18 protein-coding genes are annotated in these 20,351 nt (G+C 66.0%); 10 read left to right on the top strand and 8 right to left on the bottom strand.

Going from position 1 to position 20,351, the window contains the following annotated elements:
* Window positions 1-688: 688 nt before the first annotated feature.
* On the bottom strand, window positions 689-1,531 hold the full coding sequence (locus ACTHNR_RS18680) for an aldo/keto reductase (RefSeq protein ID WP_440549151.1): 843 nt from the start codon (window positions 1,529-1,531) through the stop codon (window positions 689-691).
* Window positions 1,532-1,650: 119 nt separating this feature from the next.
* On the opposite strand from ACTHNR_RS18680, the gene ACTHNR_RS18675 reads away from it, so the two are divergent.
* Window positions 1,651-2,400 carry a GntR family transcriptional regulator gene (locus ACTHNR_RS18675; RefSeq protein ID WP_440549150.1) on the top strand — a complete coding sequence of 250 codons (750 nt, stop codon included), beginning with the start codon at window positions 1,651-1,653 and terminating at the stop codon, window positions 2,398-2,400.
* Between the two features lie 51 nt (window positions 2,401-2,451).
* On the opposite strand, the gene ACTHNR_RS18670 is transcribed toward ACTHNR_RS18675, so the two are convergent.
* Complete coding sequence (locus ACTHNR_RS18670) at window positions 2,452-3,882, bottom strand: CoA transferase (protein WP_440549149.1); 1,431 nt, start codon at window positions 3,880-3,882, stop codon at window positions 2,452-2,454.
* A gap of 107 nt (window positions 3,883-3,989) precedes the next feature.
* Here ACTHNR_RS18670 and ACTHNR_RS18665 point away from each other — a divergent pair, with 107 nt between their 5' ends.
* On the top strand, window positions 3,990-5,246 hold the full coding sequence (locus tag ACTHNR_RS18665; protein ID WP_440549148.1) for a citrate synthase: 1,257 nt from the start codon (window positions 3,990-3,992) through the stop codon (window positions 5,244-5,246).
* A gap of 58 nt (window positions 5,247-5,304) precedes the next feature.
* On the opposite strand, the gene ACTHNR_RS18660 is transcribed toward ACTHNR_RS18665, so the two are convergent.
* On the bottom strand, window positions 5,305-5,649 hold the full coding sequence (locus ACTHNR_RS18660; RefSeq protein WP_440549147.1) for a DUF2917 domain-containing protein: 345 nt from the start codon (window positions 5,647-5,649) through the stop codon (window positions 5,305-5,307).
* Window positions 5,650-5,778: 129 nt separating this feature from the next.
* On the opposite strand from ACTHNR_RS18660, the gene ACTHNR_RS18655 reads away from it, so the two are divergent.
* Together ACTHNR_RS18655 and ACTHNR_RS18650 are read left to right on the top strand one after the other, a co-directional pair.
* Entirely contained in the window at window positions 5,779-7,224 is a 1,446-nt protein-coding gene (locus ACTHNR_RS18655) for a PLP-dependent aminotransferase family protein (RefSeq protein ID WP_440549146.1), read from the top strand.
* A 241-nt stretch (window positions 7,225-7,465) separates the two neighbouring features.
* Window positions 7,466-8,743: a sensor domain-containing phosphodiesterase gene (locus tag ACTHNR_RS18650; protein ID WP_440549145.1), complete on the top strand. Its 1,278-nt coding sequence runs from the start codon at window positions 7,466-7,468 to the stop codon at window positions 8,741-8,743.
* Window positions 8,744-8,813: 70 nt separating this feature from the next.
* Here the strand turns inward: ACTHNR_RS18650 and ACTHNR_RS18645 are convergent, their stop codons facing one another.
* On the bottom strand, window positions 8,814-9,800 hold the full coding sequence (locus ACTHNR_RS18645) for a sigma-70 family RNA polymerase sigma factor (RefSeq protein ID WP_440549144.1): 987 nt from the start codon (window positions 9,798-9,800) through the stop codon (window positions 8,814-8,816).
* Window positions 9,801-10,030: 230 nt separating this feature from the next.
* Between ACTHNR_RS18645 and clpP the strand changes: the two genes are divergently transcribed.
* Entirely contained in the window at window positions 10,031-10,666 is a 636-nt protein-coding gene (clpP, locus tag ACTHNR_RS18640) for an ATP-dependent Clp endopeptidase proteolytic subunit ClpP (protein ID WP_440549143.1), read from the top strand.
* A 106-nt stretch (window positions 10,667-10,772) separates the two neighbouring features.
* Here the strand turns inward: clpP and sodB are convergent, their stop codons facing one another.
* Window positions 10,773-11,351, bottom strand: a complete 579-nt coding sequence (gene sodB / locus ACTHNR_RS18635) for a superoxide dismutase [Fe] (RefSeq protein ID WP_440549142.1) — start codon at window positions 11,349-11,351, stop codon at window positions 10,773-10,775.
* Between the two features lie 220 nt (window positions 11,352-11,571).
* Window positions 11,572-12,975: an exodeoxyribonuclease VII large subunit gene (xseA, locus tag ACTHNR_RS18630; RefSeq protein WP_440549141.1), complete on the bottom strand. Its 1,404-nt coding sequence runs from the start codon at window positions 12,973-12,975 to the stop codon at window positions 11,572-11,574.
* A 383-nt stretch (window positions 12,976-13,358) separates the two neighbouring features.
* On the opposite strand from xseA, the gene lpxK reads away from it, so the two are divergent.
* The 5 genes from lpxK (at window position 13,359) to ACTHNR_RS18605 (ending at window position 17,327) form a co-directional block, all read left to right on the top strand.
* Window positions 13,359-14,387, top strand: a complete 1,029-nt coding sequence (gene lpxK, locus ACTHNR_RS18625) for a tetraacyldisaccharide 4'-kinase (RefSeq protein ID WP_440549140.1) — start codon at window positions 13,359-13,361, stop codon at window positions 14,385-14,387.
* Window positions 14,368-14,574: a Trm112 family protein gene (locus ACTHNR_RS18620; protein ID WP_440549139.1), complete on the top strand. Its 207-nt coding sequence runs from the start codon at window positions 14,368-14,370 to the stop codon at window positions 14,572-14,574. Before lpxK ends, ACTHNR_RS18620 begins: the two co-directional genes overlap by 20 nt.
* Before the next feature lie 72 nt (window positions 14,575-14,646).
* Window positions 14,647-15,465 (top strand): 3-deoxy-manno-octulosonate cytidylyltransferase, encoded by an 819-nt coding sequence (gene kdsB / locus ACTHNR_RS18615; protein WP_440549138.1) that lies wholly within the window; start codon window positions 14,647-14,649, stop codon window positions 15,463-15,465.
* Window positions 15,466-15,754: 289 nt separating this feature from the next.
* The gene (adk, locus tag ACTHNR_RS18610; RefSeq protein WP_440549137.1) at window positions 15,755-16,417 is read left to right on the top strand and encodes an adenylate kinase; all 663 of its coding nucleotides are present in this window, start codon (window positions 15,755-15,757) and stop codon (window positions 16,415-16,417) included.
* Window positions 16,418-16,568: 151 nt separating this feature from the next.
* On the top strand, window positions 16,569-17,327 hold the full coding sequence (locus tag ACTHNR_RS18605; RefSeq protein ID WP_440549136.1) for a 3-hydroxyacyl-CoA dehydrogenase: 759 nt from the start codon (window positions 16,569-16,571) through the stop codon (window positions 17,325-17,327).
* A 162-nt stretch (window positions 17,328-17,489) separates the two neighbouring features.
* Here the strand turns inward: ACTHNR_RS18605 and ACTHNR_RS18600 are convergent, their stop codons facing one another.
* Together ACTHNR_RS18600 and murJ are read right to left on the bottom strand one after the other, a co-directional pair.
* Entirely contained in the window at window positions 17,490-18,329 is an 840-nt protein-coding gene (locus ACTHNR_RS18600) for a SirB1 family protein (RefSeq protein WP_440549152.1), read from the bottom strand.
* 5 nt (window positions 18,330-18,334) lie between these two features.
* Window positions 18,335-19,885, bottom strand: coding sequence for a murein biosynthesis integral membrane protein MurJ (gene murJ, locus ACTHNR_RS18595; protein WP_440549135.1), 1,551 nt, complete (start codon window positions 19,883-19,885; stop codon window positions 18,335-18,337).
* Between the last annotated feature and the right edge of the window lie 466 nt (window positions 19,886-20,351).

Genomic DNA, 20,351 nt, shown 5'->3' with positions numbered 1-20,351 from the left:
GGTGGCTCCGGTGGCTCGGGGGGCTCCGGTGGCTCCGGTGGCTCGGGCGGCTCGGGTGGTGGCTCGGGCGGTTCGGGCGGTTCGGGCGGTTCGGGCGGTTCGGGCGGTTCGGGCGGTTCGGGCGGTTCGGGTGGCGGTTCGGGTGGCGGCTCAGGCGGCGGCTCAGGCGGTGGTTCGGGCGGCTCCGGTGGCTCCGGTGGCTCCGGTGGCTCCGGCGGCTCCGGTGGCTCCGGTGGCTCCGGTGGCTCCGGCGGCTCGGGTGGCCATGGCGGCTCCGGCGGCGGCTGTGGATGTGGTGGCGGCTCAGGTGGCGGCCACGGCTCTGGCGGTGGCAACGGCTCCGGCGGCGGCCACGGCTCTGGCGGCGGCAACGGCTCTGGCGGCGGGCACGGCGCCGGCGGCGGCAACGGCTCGGGTGGCGGGCACGGCGCCGGCGGCGGGAACGGCTCGGGTGGCGGGCACGGTTCCGGCGGCAATCACTAGCCCCGACACGCAGGCGGTCGTCGATATGGACGACCGCCCGACGGCGTGCTGCCTTAGTCAACCGGCCTCAAGAAGCATTCGTCTCAAAATTGCATCATCGTTGGCACGCGCAGCGCTCGTCGCGCGATCGCGAGAACCGTCTGCGACCGCACCGACAAGGCGCCGCCCGCATCCACCGACGCAGCGCAATCGTCACGCGCGCCCTTCAGAGCATCTCCAGCGGCCCCTTCCTGCGCGGCGGCTTGAACTCGTCATCGATCGCTGCCAGTTCTTGCTCGCTGAGTACGATGTCGAGCGCGCGGCGGTTCGCCTGTACGTGCTCCACGGTGCTCGCCTTGGGAATCGCGCAGACGCCCGCTTGCGCCAGCACCCACGCGAGCGCGACTTGAACCGCCGATACGCCTCGAGCGCGTGAGATCTCGTCGAGCGCGGAGCGCTTGGGCAAACGCATATGATCGATCGGACTGTAGGCCATCGCGGGCATATTGCGCGCCTTCATCCAGGGCAACAGATCGAATTCGGGACCCCGCCGGGCAACGTTGTACAGAATCTGGTTCGTCGCACACGCTTGTCCACCGGCATCGACGAGCGCCGCCATATCCTCGACGTCGAAATTGCTCACGCCCCAGTGCCGGATCTTGCCCTCGCGCCGCAACCGTTCGAATGCCTCGACCGTCTCCTCGAGCGGCACGCCGCCTCGCCAGTGCAGCAGATAGAGGTCGAGCCGATCGGTTCTCAACCGCGCAAGGCTCGCCTCGCACGAGGCAATGACCCCGCGTCGGCTCGCATTGTGCGGATATACCTTGCTGACGAGAAACACCTCGTCGCGCAGCCCTGCCAACGCTTCGCCGAGCCACGTTTCCGTGGCGCCTTCGCCGTACATCTCGGCCGTGTCGATCACGGTCATCCCCAGCTCGATTCCCCGGCGAAGCGCCTCTGTTTCGGCGGCTCGCCGCTCGGGGCGCTCGCCCATTTCCCAAGTGCCCTGCCCTAGCCGGGCGATGCGCTCCCCATCCGGCAACGTGACGGATGCGTCTTCCCGCGTCATGCCTGCCTCCCTTCAACGATTGGCAATGCAGTGCAGTTTAGTCGCCCGCGCGAGCATAGGCGGCACAGCGATAGCGCGATGACTTAGAATTGCCGCTTGCCCCTCGCCGTGCACACTCCATGAACAACGCTTCCTCGGAAGAACGCTGGCGCGATTTGCGCCCCGACCCGGACAACGACACGCCGCTGTATCTGCAACTCGCACGCAAGCTCGGCCAAGCGATCCATGAGAACCGGTGGAACGCCGGCGAAGCGCTGCCTTCGGAGCGCGTGCTCTCCGATGCGCTCGGCGTCTCGCGCATCACGGCCCGCAAGGCGATCGCCCTGCTCGTCGAACAAGGGTTGATCCGGCGCACGCAAGGCGCCGGCAGCTTCATCACGCCGCGCTACGACGACCCGCTCTCGCGCTTATCGAGCTTCAGCGAGATGCTGCGCCGGCGCGGCTTCACTCCGAGCTCGAAATGGATCTCGCGCGACATCCAGCCCGCGAGCCGCGATGAAGTCATTCAACTCGGCCTGTCGCCCGCCGCGGCCGTCACGCGCCTGAAGCGCCTGCGCCTGGCCAACGGCATCGTCATGGCGGTCGAGAATTCGACGCTGCCCGCGTCGGTCATTCCCGACCCGCACGCGATCGGCGATTCCCTGTACAGCTACCTCGAACAGCGAGGACTCGGAATCGTGCGCGCCCTGCAACATTTCCGCGCGGTCAACGCGAGCGATGAAATCGCCAATCAAATGGGGATTGCGCCGCACGACGCGTTGCTGCTCATCACCCGGATCGGCTACACGGCCGATCAGCGCGCCATCGAGCTGACCGACACGTATTGCCGCAACGATTACTACGATTTCGTGGCCGAGTTGCGCAAATAGCGCTCGCGGGCTAACGACCGCCTCGTAATCCCGCGGATGCGCGCCGGCCGCCTATGCAGCCCAGCGCGCCGCGTCGGCGCCGAGCGGCGCGGGCGGCAAGTCGAATCGCGGCGGCGTCGCCGACATCCGCTCGGCGGGAGCCGCGGCCAGCACCTTGCCGAAGGGCGAGTCCATCGTTTGCATGAGATCGCTCACATCGTCGAGCGTCACATCCGGCGCACGCCAGCCGTCGGCGAGCGTCCCGAACGATTGCAGCCAGCGGCCCGTCTGCGCGAGCGACACGCGCACATGCCAGCTGCCGCCTTCGGCGGCACGCCGCATCAATGCGGCCATCGCACCGAACGCGGCCAGATAGCCCGTCGCATGATCGAGCGCCTGACACGGCAGATGCTTGGGCGCGCGAGCGCCGGCCGCCTCGCGTTCGGTCCATGCGATCCCGCTCGCCGATTGCACGAGACTGTCGAAGCCCCGCCGCTGCGCCCAGGGGCCCTTGTGGCCATAGGCGCTGATCGAGACGTAGACGATTCCCGGCTTCGCCCGTGCGAGCGCCTGCGGCGAAAAGCCGAGCGCCGCTAATGACCCGGGCCGATAGGCCTGAAGAAAAACGTCCGCCTCCCGCACGAGCGACGTCAATGTGTCGCGCTCGTCGCCGCGGCGCAAATCGAGCAACGCCGAGCGCTTACCCCGCCCGTTGTCGATCACGAGCGGCGCGATATTGGGTAAATGAGGGCCGTTCACGAGCAGCACGTCCGCGCCATGCTGCGCGAGCGTGCGCCCCGCGACGGGCCCCGCGATGACTCGGCTGAGTTCCAGAACGCGTACGCCGGCGAGCGGGCGCTCATCGCCGATGCCCGAAGTGCCCCGCCCGCCTTGGCCGATCGGCATCGGCGGCGCGTGCGCGACGCCGCTCCCCTCGATGCGCTCGATTTCCAGCAGCGGCAGCGATGCGAGCGCCTTCGCATGCGCAAGCTCGCTCCATTCGTCAGGATTCCTAATCAATGCCGCGCAGAGTCCGGCATCGGCGAGCGCTTGGTCGAGCGCGGCGCCGTCCCAATGTCGAATCGCCGCGCTGACGTCCGCATGGTTGTCGGCGCAGCCCAGCACATTCACGACGCCGTGCCGATGATGCGGAAAATTCGTGTGCAGCTGAATCCATCGCCCGTCGCGCGTTTCGTAGAAACCCATCAACGGGTCGCGCAGTTCGGGGGCGGGCCCATCGTCGATGCGCAGATAACGTTCGCTACGAAAGACGGCAAGCGCGCGCCGCTGCTCGATCTCGACGCGTTGCCGGGTGCCCGTGCGCATCCGATGGCATTCGGCCGCGGCCAGCGCTTGCGCGCCGATCGACGCGCTTGCGAGTGTGCCGACACGGAATACGGAAGGCAGGCCGGGATCTTCCCCTCGCAGCCGAATGTCGTCCAATGCGGCGGCATCGCAACCTGCCAGAGACCACAGATGTTCGAGCGCGGCAGATGCAGTCATGATTTGAATGAACTCGAATGAAGGAAGGTGCCGACGAGTCTAGAATCGGTACCGATGTCGATCAATCTTGATTCAAATAATCAACATATAACGATTTGTTTGATTTTATGCCGACGACCCGTTCGCCCGTATCCGCCTATTTGACCGCGACCGAGGCGGCCGCTGCGCTCGGCATCAGCCTGCCGACGCTGTATTCCTACGTGAGCCGCGGCATGCTGCGTTCGGCGCCCGACGCGATCAGCAAGCGGCGGCGCTACGCGGCCGACGAAGTACGGCGCCTTGCGCGCCGCAAAGCCGACGGCAAGCGCGCAGGCAAGGTCGCGCAGAAGGTGCTCGACTGGGGCGTGCCCGTGCTCGAATCGCGCATCACGCTCATTGCCGACGGCCGGCTGTTCTATCGAGGCCATGACGCCATGGCGTTCGCCCGGGACGCTACCCTCGAACAGGCCGCGTCGCTACTGTGGGAATGCGATGGCGCCTGCTTCGAGACGCAATGGGATGCACCGATTCATCCAGCCTCGTGGCGGGCGTGGCTCGACGAGACGCGCGACTTCGCCCCGCAGGATCGTGCGCTGGCGATGCTCCCCGCGGCGGCTGCGCGGATGGCGCGACTGTTCGCGGCGGGCAAACCAGCTCAGCTCGATACCGCCGTGACGCTGCTGCGCATTCTGGCCGCCGCGCTCGTGGCGTCCACGCCCTCCCGCGAGCCGCTGCATCGGCAATTGGCCAAGGTCTGGGGCGTGCGTCATGATGGGCGTCTCTCGCTGCTGCGCGCCGCGCTCGTCGTCTGCGCCGATCATGAATTGAACGCATCGACGTTCACGGTCCGCTGCATCGCGTCGACGGGCATGCATCTGTTCGGCGCCGTCACGGGCGGTCTCGCGGCGCTCGCGGGGCCGCGCCATTGCGGAGAGACGATGCTCGTGACGGCCATGTTCCACGAAGCGAAGCATGCAGGCGACATCGATCGCTATATCGCGGGGCGGCTCGCGCGCAGCGACGGGCAGCAGCGCACGATCCTGCCAGGCTTCGGGCATATGCTCTATCCGGCGGGCGATCCGCGCGCGGCTCTGCTGCTCGATATGCTGTCGCAGCACGTGCGCACCCGCGCCGAGCGCCAGGCGTTGGCCGACGTCGACGCAATCGCGCACGCCGTACGCGAAGCGACGGGCCTTGCACCCACGGTCGATTTCGCGTTGTCGGCCCTCGAGCGCGTGCTGCGCTTGCCGGCGGGCGCGGCGTTCTCGCTTTTCGCGCTGGGCCGCGCGGTGGGCTGGATCGCGCATGCGATGGAGCAACTCGAGGACGGCCGTTTGATCCGCCCGCGGGCGCGCTACGTGGGGCCGGACGAAATGGCGTCCTAGAAAGCCCTTAGTACCGCTGCGGGTCGGTTCTCGACACGGCCCTAATCGCCAACTTGCGTCACGCCGGAACGTGGCGCAAGCGCGGCGCACGCGCCTCGCTCGTTTTCATCGCCCCCTCGCGCAGCGTCCGAGGGCACGCGAGCGTCTCGTTGCGGCAAGCCGCGGCTTGCGAGCCCGCGCCGGTCACCGTCAAGCGCACGTCGCCATGGCCCGAGCCGATCCATGCCCGCGCCCCCGCGGGCAACAAAAACGTCTGCCCGGGCTCCAGCCAATAATCTTCCGCATCGCCCTCGATCGTGAGCCAAACGGTGCCGTGCGCCGCCTCCACGATAAGCGGATCAGCCACACGCCAAGCGGTCGCGGCCTCGTCGTGCCGCATTTCGAACGTTCTGATTTCACGCATCGCCGTACTCCTTCAAAAACATTTCGTCCATGCATTATTGCGAGCAGGCAGCTACAATCACATGCACAGTACTGAACAGTTTTGCCGAAACTGTTCAGTCGAAATAGCGAACAGTCCGAGGTAACGACGATGAAGATTGCGATCAACCGCGAGAGTAGCGTGCCGATGACCGAGCAGATCGTGTCGGCCATGGAGCAATGGATTCGCTCGCGTGAGGCGCACGCCGGCGCCAAGCTGCCGTCGATTCGCCGTCTCGCCGAGGAGTGCGGCATCAGCCGATTTCCCGTCATCGAAGCGTATGACCGGCTGGTATCGCTCGGCTATATCGAATCGCGCCATGGGTCGGGGTTCTATGTGAGCGGACGCATCGCCAAGCTGGAACGCTGCGGCGCATCCGACCCGCGTCGCGCCGAGGAAGAATCGAATTACATCCTGCAGCAATTCAATCATCCGGGCGATACGCTCAAACTCGGCAGCGGCTTCATCCCGGAGGCATGGCGCGACATGGACGGCATCGCGCAGGCCGTGCGGCACGTCGCGCGCACCGATCACGGCTCTTTGATCGACTACGCGACGCCGCTCGGCAACGCGGCCCTGCGCGAACATTTGCAAGCACGCATCGCGCCGCTCGGCATCCGTGCGGACGCTTCGCAGATCCTGATTACGTCCGGCGCGAGCCAAGCGGTCGATCTGATCGTGCGCTACATGCTGCGCGCCGGCGATACGATGTTCGTCGAAGATCCGGGGTACTACAATTTATTCGGACTCCTAAAGTTGCATGGGGTCAACGTGGTGGGCATTCCGCGTACCGCTTCCGGGCCCGACATCGAGGTGCTGCAAGCCGAACTGCAGCGGCACCGTCCGCGCGCCGTGTTCGTCAATACGGTGTTTCACAACCCCACCGGCACCGTGGTCGCGCCGTCGGTCGCCTTTCGTTTGCTGCAGCTCGCGCACGAGTACGACTTCACGATCGTCGAAGACGACATCTATGCCGATTTTCAGGCCGATACGACGGACCGTCTCGCCGCGCTCGACCAGCTCGAACGCGTCGTGTACATCGGCGGGTTATCGAAGACGCTGTCCTCATCGCTGCGCATTGGCTTCATCGCCGCGAGCCGCAAGATCGTCAAGGACCTGGGCGACGTCAAGATGCTGACGAGCATCAGCGGATCGCCCTTTGCCGAAGCGGTCGCGCTCACCATGCTCGAACGCGGCGCCTATCGAAAATTCTTGGAGCGGCTGCGCCGCCGCATGACGGATGCGCTCGGCGCGACGACGAGCACGCTCGAGGCCCACGGCTGGCAGTTGTTCGCGCCACCTGTCGGCGGCAAGTTCGTCTGGGCGCGCGTTCCGCACATCGACGATCCGCAACGGCTGATGGCGTGCGCGAGCGAATCGGGCGTCATCATTGCGCCGGGGAGCTACTTCCGGCCTCATGGCGAGCCGAGCCCTTGGATCCGGATCAACGCGGCCTATGCGCAAGACCGACGCGCCCATGCGTTCTTCGAGCGGGCGGGCCAGCTCGATGCCGAGGCGCCGACGCCTCCCGTGCGCGAGCGAGCGTTGATCGCATGACGGGCGTGATGGGCGAGCGCCTGCATGCGGCGCCTGCGCGCGCCGCGACGGGGCGGCGGCACCACGTTTGTGCGTGTGCGTGGCACATGAAGGGCTGTGGGCCGCGCCGCGCCGTCGGCGAGCCTCGCGTTGACGCCGCGCATAGAACTTGCATTCATATGCTGTACAGTTAGCGCCGTGCCGTCGAAGGCGCGTCGACGCGACCGCCTTTCGTTTTTGTCTTTCATCTCCGTCCAAACCCATGAGCATGGTCGACCTCGATCCTCCGGGCTTTCAGCCGCCGCGTCCCGTCGCCGACGACGCGGGCAGCCGCCGCACCGTCGTCTATGGCGGCTACACGGTGTTCAGCGTCTTCCAGCCTGTGTTCTCGGTCTCGCATCGCCGCGCGATCGGTTATCACGCATCGCTGCGCGCGCACGACGAACAGGAACGGCTTGCGCCTTCACGCGAGGTGTTCGCCCAAGCCGCACGGCGCGGGGATTTGCTCGAACTCGGACGGCTTGCCGAATCGCTTCACCTGGGCAACTTCAGCGCTATCGACGGTCACGACGAATGGCTGTTTTTGAGCTTGCATCCGGCCGCGCTGATGGATACGAGCTATGGCGACGCCCTGCTCGCCAATCTGAAATCGCTCGGCCTGCCGCCGCAGCGCGTCGTGCTCGAGGTGCCAGAGCAAGCAGGCGGGGAGACGAGCCGGTTCGCCGAGATCGTCGACAGCCTGCGCAAGTCCGGCTTTCTGATCGCGCTCGGCGGCTTCGGCGCCAAGCATTCGAATATCGACCGCGTCTGGCATTTGCATCCCGACATCGTCTCGCTCGATCGCGGCATTCTCGCGCAAGCGAGTGAGCACTCGCACTTCGAGCGCGTGTTGCCAGGGCTCGTTTCGCTGCTGCACGAATCAGGGCAACTGGTGCTGATGGGTGGGCTTGCGACGGAGCGCGACGCGTTGATCGCCCTCGAATGCAACGTGGACTTCGTGCAGGGCAGCTTCTTCGCCGAACCGAGCGTCGAACCCGTGCAGCCGCAAGCCGCGGCGGGGCTCATCGATGCGCTGTCGGCGGCGCTGCGCAGACGCGTCGCCGCGCGCGAGCGCTCGCAGGCCGAGCGCTTGGCGCCGTATGTCAAGGCACTGGAAGAAGCGTGCGCGCGTTTTGTGACGGGCACCCCGGTGGAAGCCGCCTGCGATGCGCTGCTCGCGCTGCCCGATACGGCGCGCTGTTTTTTGCTGGACGCCGACGGCAAGCAGATCGGCGACAACGTCGTGCCGATCGGCCGCGTCGTCTCCCGGCGCGCGAAGCGGTTCAGCCCGCTGCTGCATTCGGAAGGCGCGAATTGGGCCCATCGGCCCTACTTCACCGAAGCCGTGCGCGCGCCCGGGCCCGTGCACGTCACGGCGCCGTATCTTTCGCTCAACGAGGCGCACCTTTGCGTGACGGCGTCGATCGCGGCTCAGACGGCCCTGGGGTTGCAGGTGTTGTGCGTGGACATCGATTGGGAAGCGGCGTCGCTCGTCCGGTGATGCGGGCAAGCTTGGGCGGAGGCGTCGCCTGCGCGGCGAGCCATAGCTAGGCGCTAGAAAGGAAGGCGCATCAAGCGGCAACTGCGCTTGCGGCCAATGTCGGCGCGGCGATACGCGCAAGCCGTTGCGCAATCGCGTGCGAGCCGAAGCGGCGGTTCAGCGCGTCGATCTGAGCCCCGTCTCTCACGAGCTCGACGCGGTATAGCCCGCGGCGCCATCGCCCGGCTGCGATCGTCACGCGCACGATCGCCACGACGTCGCAGTCACGAACGAGCGCAAACGCCACCCCGTGCTCGCAGGGCAGCGCATGCGCTTCGAGCGCACTGCATTCGGAAAACGCTGTGGCATCTTCCGCGGCCGGCTCGGCCACGCGCGAAGGCCGAGCGGCCGGGTTCGCAGCGACGGGCGCCATGACCGCGCGGTCGGCGAGCAATTGCCGAGCGGCCGCCGCATCGGCGCGACGAATGACCTCGCGCAGCCGCTCGAAGCCGTCCGCGCGCGCCGGGTCGCCCCACGCGCCATCGCGACGCTGCGCGCCCGCACGGCCAGCGCTGCCCGCCGGCTCGCTCATCAAGCGCCGCCGCGCACGATGCGCGAGCTGCCGGCAGTGGGCGGGCGTTTTACCGACAACCTGCGCGATCTGCGCATAGTCGTAGTCGAACGCCTCGTGAAGTACGAACGCCGCGCGTTCGTCGGCCGAAAGACGCTCGAACAACAGCTCCACCGCCTCCGACACGGACGACGCATGCAAGGCTTCTTCTTCGGCCGACGGCGCCATCTCGTCGAGCCAAGGCTGCGCAAGGCATTCGCTCGTGCGCACCGTTTGCTCCGATTGCAGGCGGCGAATGCGGTCGATCGCGAGGCGCGTCGTGACCGTCGTCAACCAGGCGAGCGGCGTACGCAGCTCGCCTTGCGCAGCGGCGTGCCATTTGAGCCACGCGTCCTGAACGATGTCCTCGGCCTCGGCTCGGCTGCCCAGCATGCGATAGGCGATGGACGTGAGCCGCGCACGGGCGGCTTCGAAACTCGATATCTTGTCTTTTTCTTCTTGCCTCATTGGAGTGGCTCCTTAAGTCGAGCTGGCGGCGCGTCACGCGCCTCACCTTAATGACGTTCGAGCGAGCGCCGATGTTACGCTCATCCGTTTATTTTTTCTCTTTTCCCGGTTCGCGCTGGGATATTTGAGGAAACCGTCACATCGGCGCCGATCAGCGCGTCAACACAGCAAAGGCCGCCCGCGAGTATGCTCGAGGCGCGGCCGTCGTCGATTCCATGCGAGGAGCGCCTATGACTTCCTATCCGCACGCCCAACTCGTGCCGACCGTCATCGAACAATCGGGTCGGGGCGAACGCGCTTACGACATTTATTCACGCTTGTTGCGCGAGCGAATCGTGTTCCTCGTCGGTCCCGTCACGGACGAAACGGCGAGCCTCATCGTCGCGCAGATGCTGTTCCTGGAGTCGGAAAACCCCGACAAGGACATCTTCTTTTACATCAATTCGCCCGGCGGCTCGGTGTACGACGGCCTCGCGATCTACGACACCATGCAGTTCATCAAGCCGCAAGTGTCGACGCTTTGCACGGGCTTCGCGGCCAGCATGGGGACGTTCCTGCTCGCGGCCGGGGCGAAAGGCAAACGCTTCGCACTGCCGAACGCGCGCATCATGATTCATCAGCCCTCGGGCGGCAGCCAAGGCACGGCGGCCGATATCGAAATTCAGGCGAAGGAAGTCCTGTTCCTACGCGAGCGGCTCAATCAAGTGCTGGCCGAGCGCACGGGGCAATCGGTCGAGCAGATCGCCAAGGACACCGATCGCGACAATTTCATGTCGGCAGCCGCGGCGAAGGAGTACGGCTTGATCGACAACGTCTTGACCGATCGTGCGGCGCTCGCGGACGTCGCGCGCCGCACGTCGCTGTAGGCGCGCGCTCGCCCGCGCGCCCAGACGAAAAAAGGCTCCCCGGGGCGGAGAGCCTTTTCGTTCAAGGCGAGCGCCATGCAAGCGCCCGCCCGGCACATCGACGGATTTACGCGAAATTTTTCGCGGCGAAATCCCAATTCACGATGTTCCAGAACGCTTCGACGAACTTCGGACGTGCGTTGCGGTAGTCGATGTAGTAAGCGTGTTCCCACACGTCGATCGTCAACAGCGGCTTGGCGTCCGTCGTCAGCGGCGTGGCGGCGTTGCTCGTCGACACGATGTCGAGCGAGCCGTCGGCCTTCTTCACGAGCCACGTCCAACCCGAGCCGAAGTTGCCGACCGCGGCCTTCGAGAACGCTTCCTTGAACGCGTCGTACGAACCCCACTTGGCGTTGATCGCGTCGCCGAGCGCGCCGCTCGGTGCGCCGCCGCCTTGCGGCTTCAGGCCATTCCAGAAGAATGTGTGGTTCCAGATCTGCGCAGCGTTGTTGAACACGCCGCCCGACGACTTCTTGATGATCTCTTCGAGTTGCAGGTTCTCGAACTCGGTGCCCTTGATGAGGTTGTTCAAGTTCGTCACGTAGGCTTGATGGTGCTTGCCGTAGTGAAACTCGAGCGTTTCTTCCGACATGTGCGGAGCGAGCGCATTCTTCGCGTACGGCAGCGGCGGGAGCGTATGTTCCATGGTGCTGATCCTTCTGTGTTATGGGGAAGTAGGCGGCTAACGCTGTAGAGCATTGGATTGTAGGCGAGTTGGAATAACCCCGCAAACCGCGAGCCTTTATGTGCAGCATTGACCGCCACGCGCCGCAATCAGCGTAAAAAATGCTTCCGCCACATGCGTTTTGTCGCAGCGTTCGCGGAAGTTGGCCGACGATGGCGTGGCGTTCCGCGAGCGGCGGCGATCAGAACCCGTCCGTCAAGCGTGGCTGCACATCCTTGAGCGTCACATCGGCGGCGCCTTCGGCCACGTGCACCGTCAGCCGCTTGTCGCGCTTGAGCGCCGTCGGCGAACGCACGGCACGACCGGTCTGCGTATCGATCAGCGCGGCATATCCGCGCTCGAGCGTGCGCTGGGGACTGAGTACTTCCAGCCGAGCCGAGAGCGTCGCCACCTTTGCGGCGCGGCGCTCGCGCAGGCGCTCCAGCGCCGCGTCGAGCCGTCGAGCATGCGCCGTCACGGCTGCGCGCTGCGTCGCGACGTCCGGCCGCCAGCGCGCCCACCGCAGCCTCACCAACGCAAAACGCGCTTGCGCGTCACGGAGCGGCCGAGCGCCGGCGGACGCAAGGCGCGCCTGCAGCTGCTGCAGATGGACGCGTTGACGCCGCAAGCGCTCGGCCGGGCTGACGAGCCGCCGCGCCAGCCAATCGAGCTGCTGCGCGCGCCGCTCCATGAGACGGCCAAAGCCCCGTGCGAGCGCGGCCGTGCGGTGATCGAGCTCGCGCAGCAGCATCGTGCGCTGGGGGCTCACGAGTTCGGCCGCGCCGGTGGGCGTGGGCGCGCGGACGTCGGCCGCGAAATCGGCGATGGTGAAGTCGGTTTCATGGCCGACGCCGCTCACGACCGGCACCTCGCTCGCCGCGATCGCGCGCGCCACGACTTCCTCGTTGAACGACCACAGATCTTCGATCGAGCCGCCGCCGCGGCACACGATCAGCACGTCGACTTCCCGCCGTGCATTCGCGGCCGCGATCATCGCCGCGACTTTTTCGGCGGCCCCCGCGCCTTGGACCGGCGCCGGGTAGACCACGACGGGAATGTGCGGCGCACGGCGCGAGAGCGTCGTCAGCACGTCGCGCAGCGCAGCCGCTTGCAGCGACGTGACGATGCCGATGGCGTGCGGATGCGTGGGCAGCGGCCTTTTACGCTCGGGCGCGAAGAGCCCCTCAGCCTCGAGCTGCGCCTTGAGCCGCAAAAACGTTTCGTACAGGCGCCCCATGCCGGTGCGCCGCACCGCTTCGACGTTCAATTGCAGCTCGCCGCGCGGTTCGTACATCGTGACGAGCGCGCGCACCTCGATCTTGTCGCCCTCGCGCGGCATGAATTCCGCGTGCTGCGCCCGCCCCCGGAACATCACGCACCGCATCTGCGCTTGCGCGTCCTTGATCGAGAAATACCAGTGGCCGCTCGCGGCGCGCGTGAAGTTCGACACTTCGCCGGCGACCCAAACGAGCGGAAACGAGCGTTCGAGCATCGTGCCGATCGCACGGTTCAGGACCGATACGGGAACGGCCACGTCGGCCTCGAACGAACCGGGGCCGGACGGTGCTGCCGGGCCGCCGGCTGAAAACGGAGAACGGGATTGCATGCGGTACCTTGTTTTTCGCCGGTCAGACGATAGACCGCCGCGGGCCCGGCGTCCAGTGCGCGCGTGTTTGCCGCAAGGTTTCCCACATAGCGGAGCGCCGCGCAACGTGGCGTCCAATGACGATAGAACCCGCGAAATAGCGCGATGTCCCGTCATAACTTTTTGATTTAAAACGTATATTTTTTCGTAGGACTTTAGTCGTGACCGATGGGAAGCCCGATTTACCGGCTTTTCCGGCCACGACGACCGAAGTTTTTCACAGAGTTATCCACAGGAAGGCCGATCGCCCTATCGCGTGGCTCGGCTTGCGGCGCGAGAGCCTGCCGGGCTACAGTGCCGGGTCCATCTTCCGATCTTTCGACGCCCTGACGAACTCGAGCCCCATGCCCAGCTTCGCCGAACGACTCAAAGCCCGCGCCGAATCTTATGTCACGCGCGAGTGGCAGCGCCGCGGCGCCTTTGCATGGGCGATGACGCCTGCCGCCTGCTTATTCGGCGCCATCGCCGCGATGCGGCGCGCCGCCTTCGCGCTCGGCTGGCTCGAACCCGTGCGCATCGGCGTGCCGGTCATCGTCGTCGGCAACGTGACCGTGGGCGGCACGGGCAAGACGCCGACGGTCATCGCCCTCGTCCAAGCGCTGCGCGCGGCCGGCTTCACGCCCGGCGTCGTTTCGCGCGGCTACGGCGCGAAAGGCGGCGAGCCGCGCCCCGTCACGTCGGCCTCTTCGGCCGAGCAAGTCGGCGACGAACCGGTGCTGATCGCGCGCCGCACGAGCGTGCCGGTGTGGGTGTCGCCCGATCGCGTCGCCTGCGCCAAAGCGCTGCGCGCGGCCCACGACGACGTCGACGTCATCGTCAGCGACGACGGCCTGCAGCACTACCGGCTCGCGCGCGACGTTGAACTGGTCGTGTTCGACCAGCGCCTGGGCGGCAACGGCTTTCTGCTGCCCGCCGGCCCGCTGCGCGAACCGCTTTCGCGCAGGCGCGACGCGACGCTCGTCAACAACCCCTTCGACCGTGCGCTGCCGCCGTGGCCGAACACGCACGCGCTGACGCTGACGCCCGGCGACGCATGGCATCTGGGCGATCCCAGCCTGCGGCGGCCGCTCGCGCAATTTGCCGGTGCGCGCGTTCTGGCCGCGGCCGGCATCGGCTCGCCCGAGCGCTTTTTCGCGACGTTGCGCGCAGCCGGCCTAGCGCCGGTCACACGGCCCTTGCCCGATCATTACGCGTTTCGCGACAACCCGTTCATCGACGAGCCTGTCGACGCGATCCTGGTGACCGAGAAGGATGCAGTAAAATTGAGCGCTTGGCGTGACGCTCGGATCTGGGTCGTACCGGTCGAAGCCACGCTGCCCGCTCGCCTCATCGCTCTGGTTGTGGAGAAACTCCGTGGACGCTCGCCTGCTTGAAATTCTCGTTTGCCCGATTTGCAAGGGGCCGCTCACGTACGACCGCGCGCAGCAAGAACTCGTCTGCAACGCGGATAAGCTCGCCTATCCGATTCGCGACGGCATCCCCGTCATGCTCGTCGACGAAGCGCGCCAGACCGTCGAAGGCACGCCCCTCGATCCGGTCGATCCGGCAGGCGGCGCCTAACGCCCGGAGCGCGGCGCGCCGCGTGTCCCCCGTACCGCCCGCCGTGATTGCCTTTCGCTTTCGACCCGAACGATGACCGCACCCGCCCGTCTCGACGCACCGCCTTTCGTGGCCGTCGTCCCCGCACGTCTCGCCTCGACGCGCTTGCCTGAAAAGCCGCTCGCCGATATCGCCGGCAAACCGATGGTCGTGCGCGTGGCCGAGCGCGCACGCGAAGCCGGCGCGAAGCAGGTGCTGATCGCCACCGACGACCCGCGCGTGCTCGACGCCGCGAAAGCCCATGGCATCGAGGCGTTGCTCACGCGCGCCGATCACCCGTCGGGCACCGATCGCCTGGCCGAGGTCGCGACGCGGCTCGATTTATCCGACGAGACGATCGTCGTCAACGTGCAAGGCGACGAACCGTTGATCGACCCCGCGCTCGTGCGCGACGTTGCGTCGCACCTTGCCGCGAATCCCGACTGCGCGATCGCCACGGCCGCGCACCCGATCGTCGATCCGGCCGACGTCTTCAACCCGAACGTCGTCAAAGTCGTGCTCGATGCACGCGCGATCGCGCTGTATTTTTCGCGCGCGCCGATCCCCTGGCTGCGCGATGCCTATCAGCCGCATTGCGGCGCGCGCGCCATCGACATCGCCGCCATGCCCGCGCCGCCGGCCGGTACGGTGCTTCGGCACATCGGCCTCTACGCCTATCGCGCGCGGTTCCTGCGCACGTATCCGACGCTCGCGCAGGCGCCGATCGAACAGGCCGAAATGCTCGAGCAGCTGCGCGCGATGTGGCATGGCGAACGCATCGCGGTACGCGTAACGCATGAGGCGCCCGCGCCGGGCGTCGACACGCCGGCCGATCTCGAGCGCGTACGCGCACTTTTCCTGTCGAAAACCTGACGTTTTTCCGGTCGAAGGCCTGACGAGCCATGGCATAATCAGGGCCGATTGCGCGAGCATTCGCATGATTCGCTTCCGGTTCCCGTTCGTCTGCCATGTCGCCCGCCGGCGGCTTGCGCGTGTCGTCCTGAACGATGCTTGCAAGCCTAGAGGGCCGGCCGCCGCGCCTGTGCGCCGCCGGCGACGCCACGTTTCGGAGGAAGCCTATTGCGCTTGGCGTTGTGCGTATTTGCGTATTTGCGCCCTGCTTTTCGCGCCGCAGCATTGATAAACGATTCGGAGAAATAGCATGCGTTTGATCCTGTTGGGCGCACCGGGCGCCGGCAAGGGCACCCAGGCCAACTACATCAAGGAACAATTCGGGATCCCGCAGATTTCGACCGGCGACATGCTGCGCGCCGCCGTCAAGGCCGGTTCGCCGCTCGGCGTCGAAGCGAAGCGCTTCATGGATGCGGGCGAACTCGTGCCCGACGCACTCATCATCAACCTCGTGAAAGAGCGTCTGCTCGAAGCCGATTGCAAGAACGGCTATTTGTTCGACGGTTTCCCGCGCACGCTGCCGCAGGCCGAGGCGATGAAGGAGGCAGGCGTTGCAATCGATTACGTGCTGGAAATCGACGTGCCGTTCGACGAAATCATCGTTCGCATGAGCGGCCGCCGCATGCACCCGGCGTCGGGCCGCAGCTATCACGTGACGTTCAACCCGCCGAAGGTCGAAGGCAAGGACGACGTGACGGGCGAGGCGCTCGTCCAGCGTGAGGACGACAAGGAAGAGACCGTGAAAAAGCGTCTCGACGTCTATGTGTCGCAAACGAAGCCGCTTATCGACTACTACCAGCAATGGGCGCAGCGCGGCGTCGAAAACGGGCTCAGCGCCCCGCAATACCGGCGCATCTCCGGCCTCGGCAGCGTCGAGGAAATTCGTCAGCGCGTGTTCGAAGCGTTGAAGTAAGGCGCGGTCAACTCTGCAAAACCCGCCCCTCGTGGCGGGTTTTTTCATGCCCGCGAGCGTTTACAATCGTCGGCTGGCCGCGCGCCAACCGGTCACGAGCCGGGCGGTAGCGGGAGCGCCCCCTTGGAACACACGAAAAGGAGCATGGAGCATGGATATTCGCGGCAACGCATTCTTGGTCACCGGCGGTGCGTCGGGGCTTGGCGCGGCAACGGCACGCCTTCTCGCCGAACACGGCGGTAAAGTCGCGATCGCCGATCTCAATGAAGAAGCCGGCAAAGCGCTCGCGAGCGAGCTCGGCGGCGTCTTCGTCAAATGCGACGTGAGCCGCGAGGCCGACGCCCAGCAGGCCGTCGAGGCGGCAACGCGGCTCGGCACGCTCGTCGGGCTCGTCAATTGCGCGGGCGTCGCGCCGGCCGTCAAGACCGTCGGCAAGGACGGCCCCCATCCGCTCGACAAATTTCAACGTACGATCGAGATCAACCTCATCGGCACGTTCAACATGATTCGGCTCGCCGCGGCGGCCATGTCGAAGAACGAGCCGAACGCGAACGGCGAGCGCGGCGTAATCGTCAGCACGGCGTCGGTGGCCGCCTTCGACGGACAAATCGGCCAGGCGGCCTACGCGGCGTCGAAAAGCGGCGTGGCCGGCATGACGCTGCCCATCGCACGCGACCTCTCGCGCAATGCGATCCGCGTGATGACGATCGCCCCCGGCATCTTCGAAACGCCCATGCTGCTCGGTATGCCCCAGGAAGTCCAAGACGCGCTCGGCGCGATGGTGCCGTTTCCCCCGCGGCTCGGCAAGCCCGGCGAATACGCGATGCTCGTCAAGCAGATCTTCGACAACCCGATGCTCAACGGCGAAGTGATCCGCCTCGACGGCGCGATCCGCATGCAGCCGAAATAAGCATGGCAGCGCGCCGGCATCCCCGCCGCGCGCTCGCGACCGCCCGCGATAGGACAACGCCCACCTGACGTCAATGCTCAGGCGGGCGTTTTCATTGGGAGAACGAAGTGGGGATTGGCGCGGGCGCGGCTGCTCGCCCGGCGCGCCGCAATAGGCAGCCGCTTAGTCGTTGCCGTGGTCGGTGCGCTGACGCAGCTCGTTCAGCTGCGACTCCACCGTGGTGGCATCCTCGGCGTCGGGCCGATCGTCCAGATAGCGTTCGAGATCTTCGAGCGCCGGGCGCAGGTAGTCGAGCCGCGCGTAAGCAAACCCTCGATCGCGCACTTCCTCGATGTTCTCCGGCAACAAGACGACGAGCCGCTGCTGCACCGCCAAAAGCCGCTGCCAGCGCTCCGTCTGCAGATAGACGGCCTTCAGGTTGCGCAGCATGCGGGCGACGATCTCCCGCGGCGTGGCCGGCTGCAGCAGCATGCGCAGCGCATTGCCGACCGACTGCTCGGTGTGCGAGATGTACGGTTCGAGCATATCGACCATCTGCGCCTCGGACAGCGATTGCCCCGTGGTGGGATCGAGCATGACGTCGCCCTCCGGCAACGTGACGCGCAAGAGAAAGTGCCCCGGAAATGAAACGCCTTTCGCCGGCACCCCGATCTGTTCGCCCAATTCGAGATAAAGCACGGCCAGCGAAATCGGGATGCCGCGCCTGCGCTTCAAGACGATGTTCAGGTGGCTGTTGTCCGGGTCGTAGTAATCGTTGAGATTGCCGGCGAACCCGAGCTCGCGGAAGAAGAAGCGGTTCAGCGCGCCGATCTTTTCAGTCAGGTCCGCCCCCTCGGGCAAACGACGCTTCAAGCGCAGCGCAAGCTCGTCGAGCTCGGCCAGCACCGCTTCCAGATCGAGATCGGGGTACGCATCCTGGGCGAGCGCAACCGCCGTCTCCGTCAAGGGCAGACTGTCGTCGTCGGCAACGAGGGTGGAGAAGAAGTCGAGAACCGATGTCATGGCCGTCACTTGGCACGCCTTCTGAAGTACGCGTATTTGAAACCCATTACCCAAAGCATACTGAAATATAGCGCGGCGAACAGCACGATACAGGCGGCGAGCAGTGCGATGCGGGCGGCGGGCCGCGCATGAAGCCCGACCCAATCGAAGTTGATCGAACACCAGTGCATGGCGCCGGCCAATATCAACGATGCTCCGGTCAACTGCACGAGAAAGCGCAGCCACCCGCTCGACGGCGTATAGATGCCACGCCGGCGCAATCCGATGAACAGCAGTGAAGCATTGACGCAAGCGCCGAGCCCGACGCTCAAGGTCAGGCCGGCGTGGGCGAAGACGGGCACGAAGACGTAGTTCGACAGCTGCGTGACGACCAGTACGGCGATGCCGATTTTCACGGGGGTCTTGATGTCCTGCTTGGCGTAAAAGCCCGGCGCGAGGATCTTGATGAGAATGAGCCCAATCAGCCCGACGCCGTACGCGGTCAACGCCCTCGCCACCATGACGACCGAGCGGCCGTCGAAATGGCCGTAGTTGAAGAGCGTGGCCGTGAGCGGCTCGGCGAACAGAAAAAGGGCGAGCGCGCTCGGCACGGCGAGCAAAAACGTGACGCGCAGCCCCCAATCGAGCAGCGACGAATATTCGTGCGGATCTTCGTCGACGTGCGCTTTCGATAGGCTCGGCAGCAAGATCGTGCCGAGCGCGACGCCCAGGAGCGCCGTCGGGAACTCCATGAGGCGATCGGCGTAGTTGATCCACGACACCGCGCCCGGCCCCAAGCGCGAGGCGATGTTCGTATTGATGATGAGGCTCAGTTGCGCGACCGAAACGGCGAACGTCGCGGGCACCATCTTGAGCAGCACGCGCTTCACGCCGCGGTGCGCCAGCGCGGCGAGCGGGTTGAGCCCGATGCGCGGCGTCATGTCGATTTTCCGTAGCCCGGGCAGCTGCACGAGAAACTGCAGCACGCCGCCCACGATGACAGCCCAAGCGAGCGCATAGACCGGCACCTTCATCAGCGGCGCGACGAAAACCGCCGCGACGATGAAAACGACGTTGAGCAGGACCGGAGCGAAGGCGGGCAGCGAAAAGCTGCCGTAGGTATTGAGCACGCCCGACGCGAGCGTCGTCAACGAGATGAAGATGATGTACGGGAACATGATCCGCGTCATCGTCGTGGCGAGCATGAACGCCTGACCGTCCGCGCGCAGCCCGGACGCCACCACATAGACGACCCAGGAGGCGCCGGCCACGCCCAGGAGCGACAGCAGTGCGAGCGCCCAGGCGAGGACCGTCGACATCGCATCGACGAGCGCCTTGGTCGCGTCATGCCCTTGCTGGTTCTTGAATTCGGCCAGGATCGGGACGAACGCCTGCGAGAACGCCCCTTCCGCGGACAGGCGCCGCAGCAGGTTCGGAATGCGAAAGGCGACGTAAAAAGCGTCGGTGTATTGGCTTGCGCCGAACGCGCGCGCGATCAGCGTTTCGCGGGCCAGTCCGGTCACGCGCGACAGCAGCGTGAAGCCGCTGACCGTCAGCAGGGCTCGGAATAGATTCATGGGGGGGCTATTATACGGACACCGGCGACCCGCCCCTTGATATAAGGGACGGCTCGACCGCTTCGCCGCGGATCGGCGCGATTGACCGGCGCCGTCATCGGCGCCGGCCCTCGGAAGGCGCAAGCTCGCCGCTCGAGCTGCAGTCCAGGCCATTCGACTCTCGCCGCCGCAACAGGTTGCAGGCAACGCCCGTTGCCCCGCATGCTTGCCATGTACCTGATTTTGTTGCTATACTCGCGCGTTTCCAAGCTCGATCTTGGCCGCCGCCCGGCTTTTCCTCGTTTTAAGCCGGGTCTAGGTTGCCGGCCGAGAAGCCGGCTCAGGACCGAACGGTGAGCGCGGCGCGCAGTGACTAGGCGCTGGTGTTGGCGGCATATCGCGAAAAACCGCAAGCACGCTTCGCCGATGTTTTTTGCGCCTCTGGGCAATCGCTTCCAGAGGTACGGACCAAAAAGCGGCACTCGAT

It is taken from the genome of Trinickia sp., from assembly GCF_051954495.1.
Lineage (GTDB): Bacteria > Pseudomonadota > Gammaproteobacteria > Burkholderiales > Burkholderiaceae > Trinickia.
Note: the sequence above shows the minus strand (reverse complement) of the source record. Positions and strands in the feature narration are given on the sequence as shown.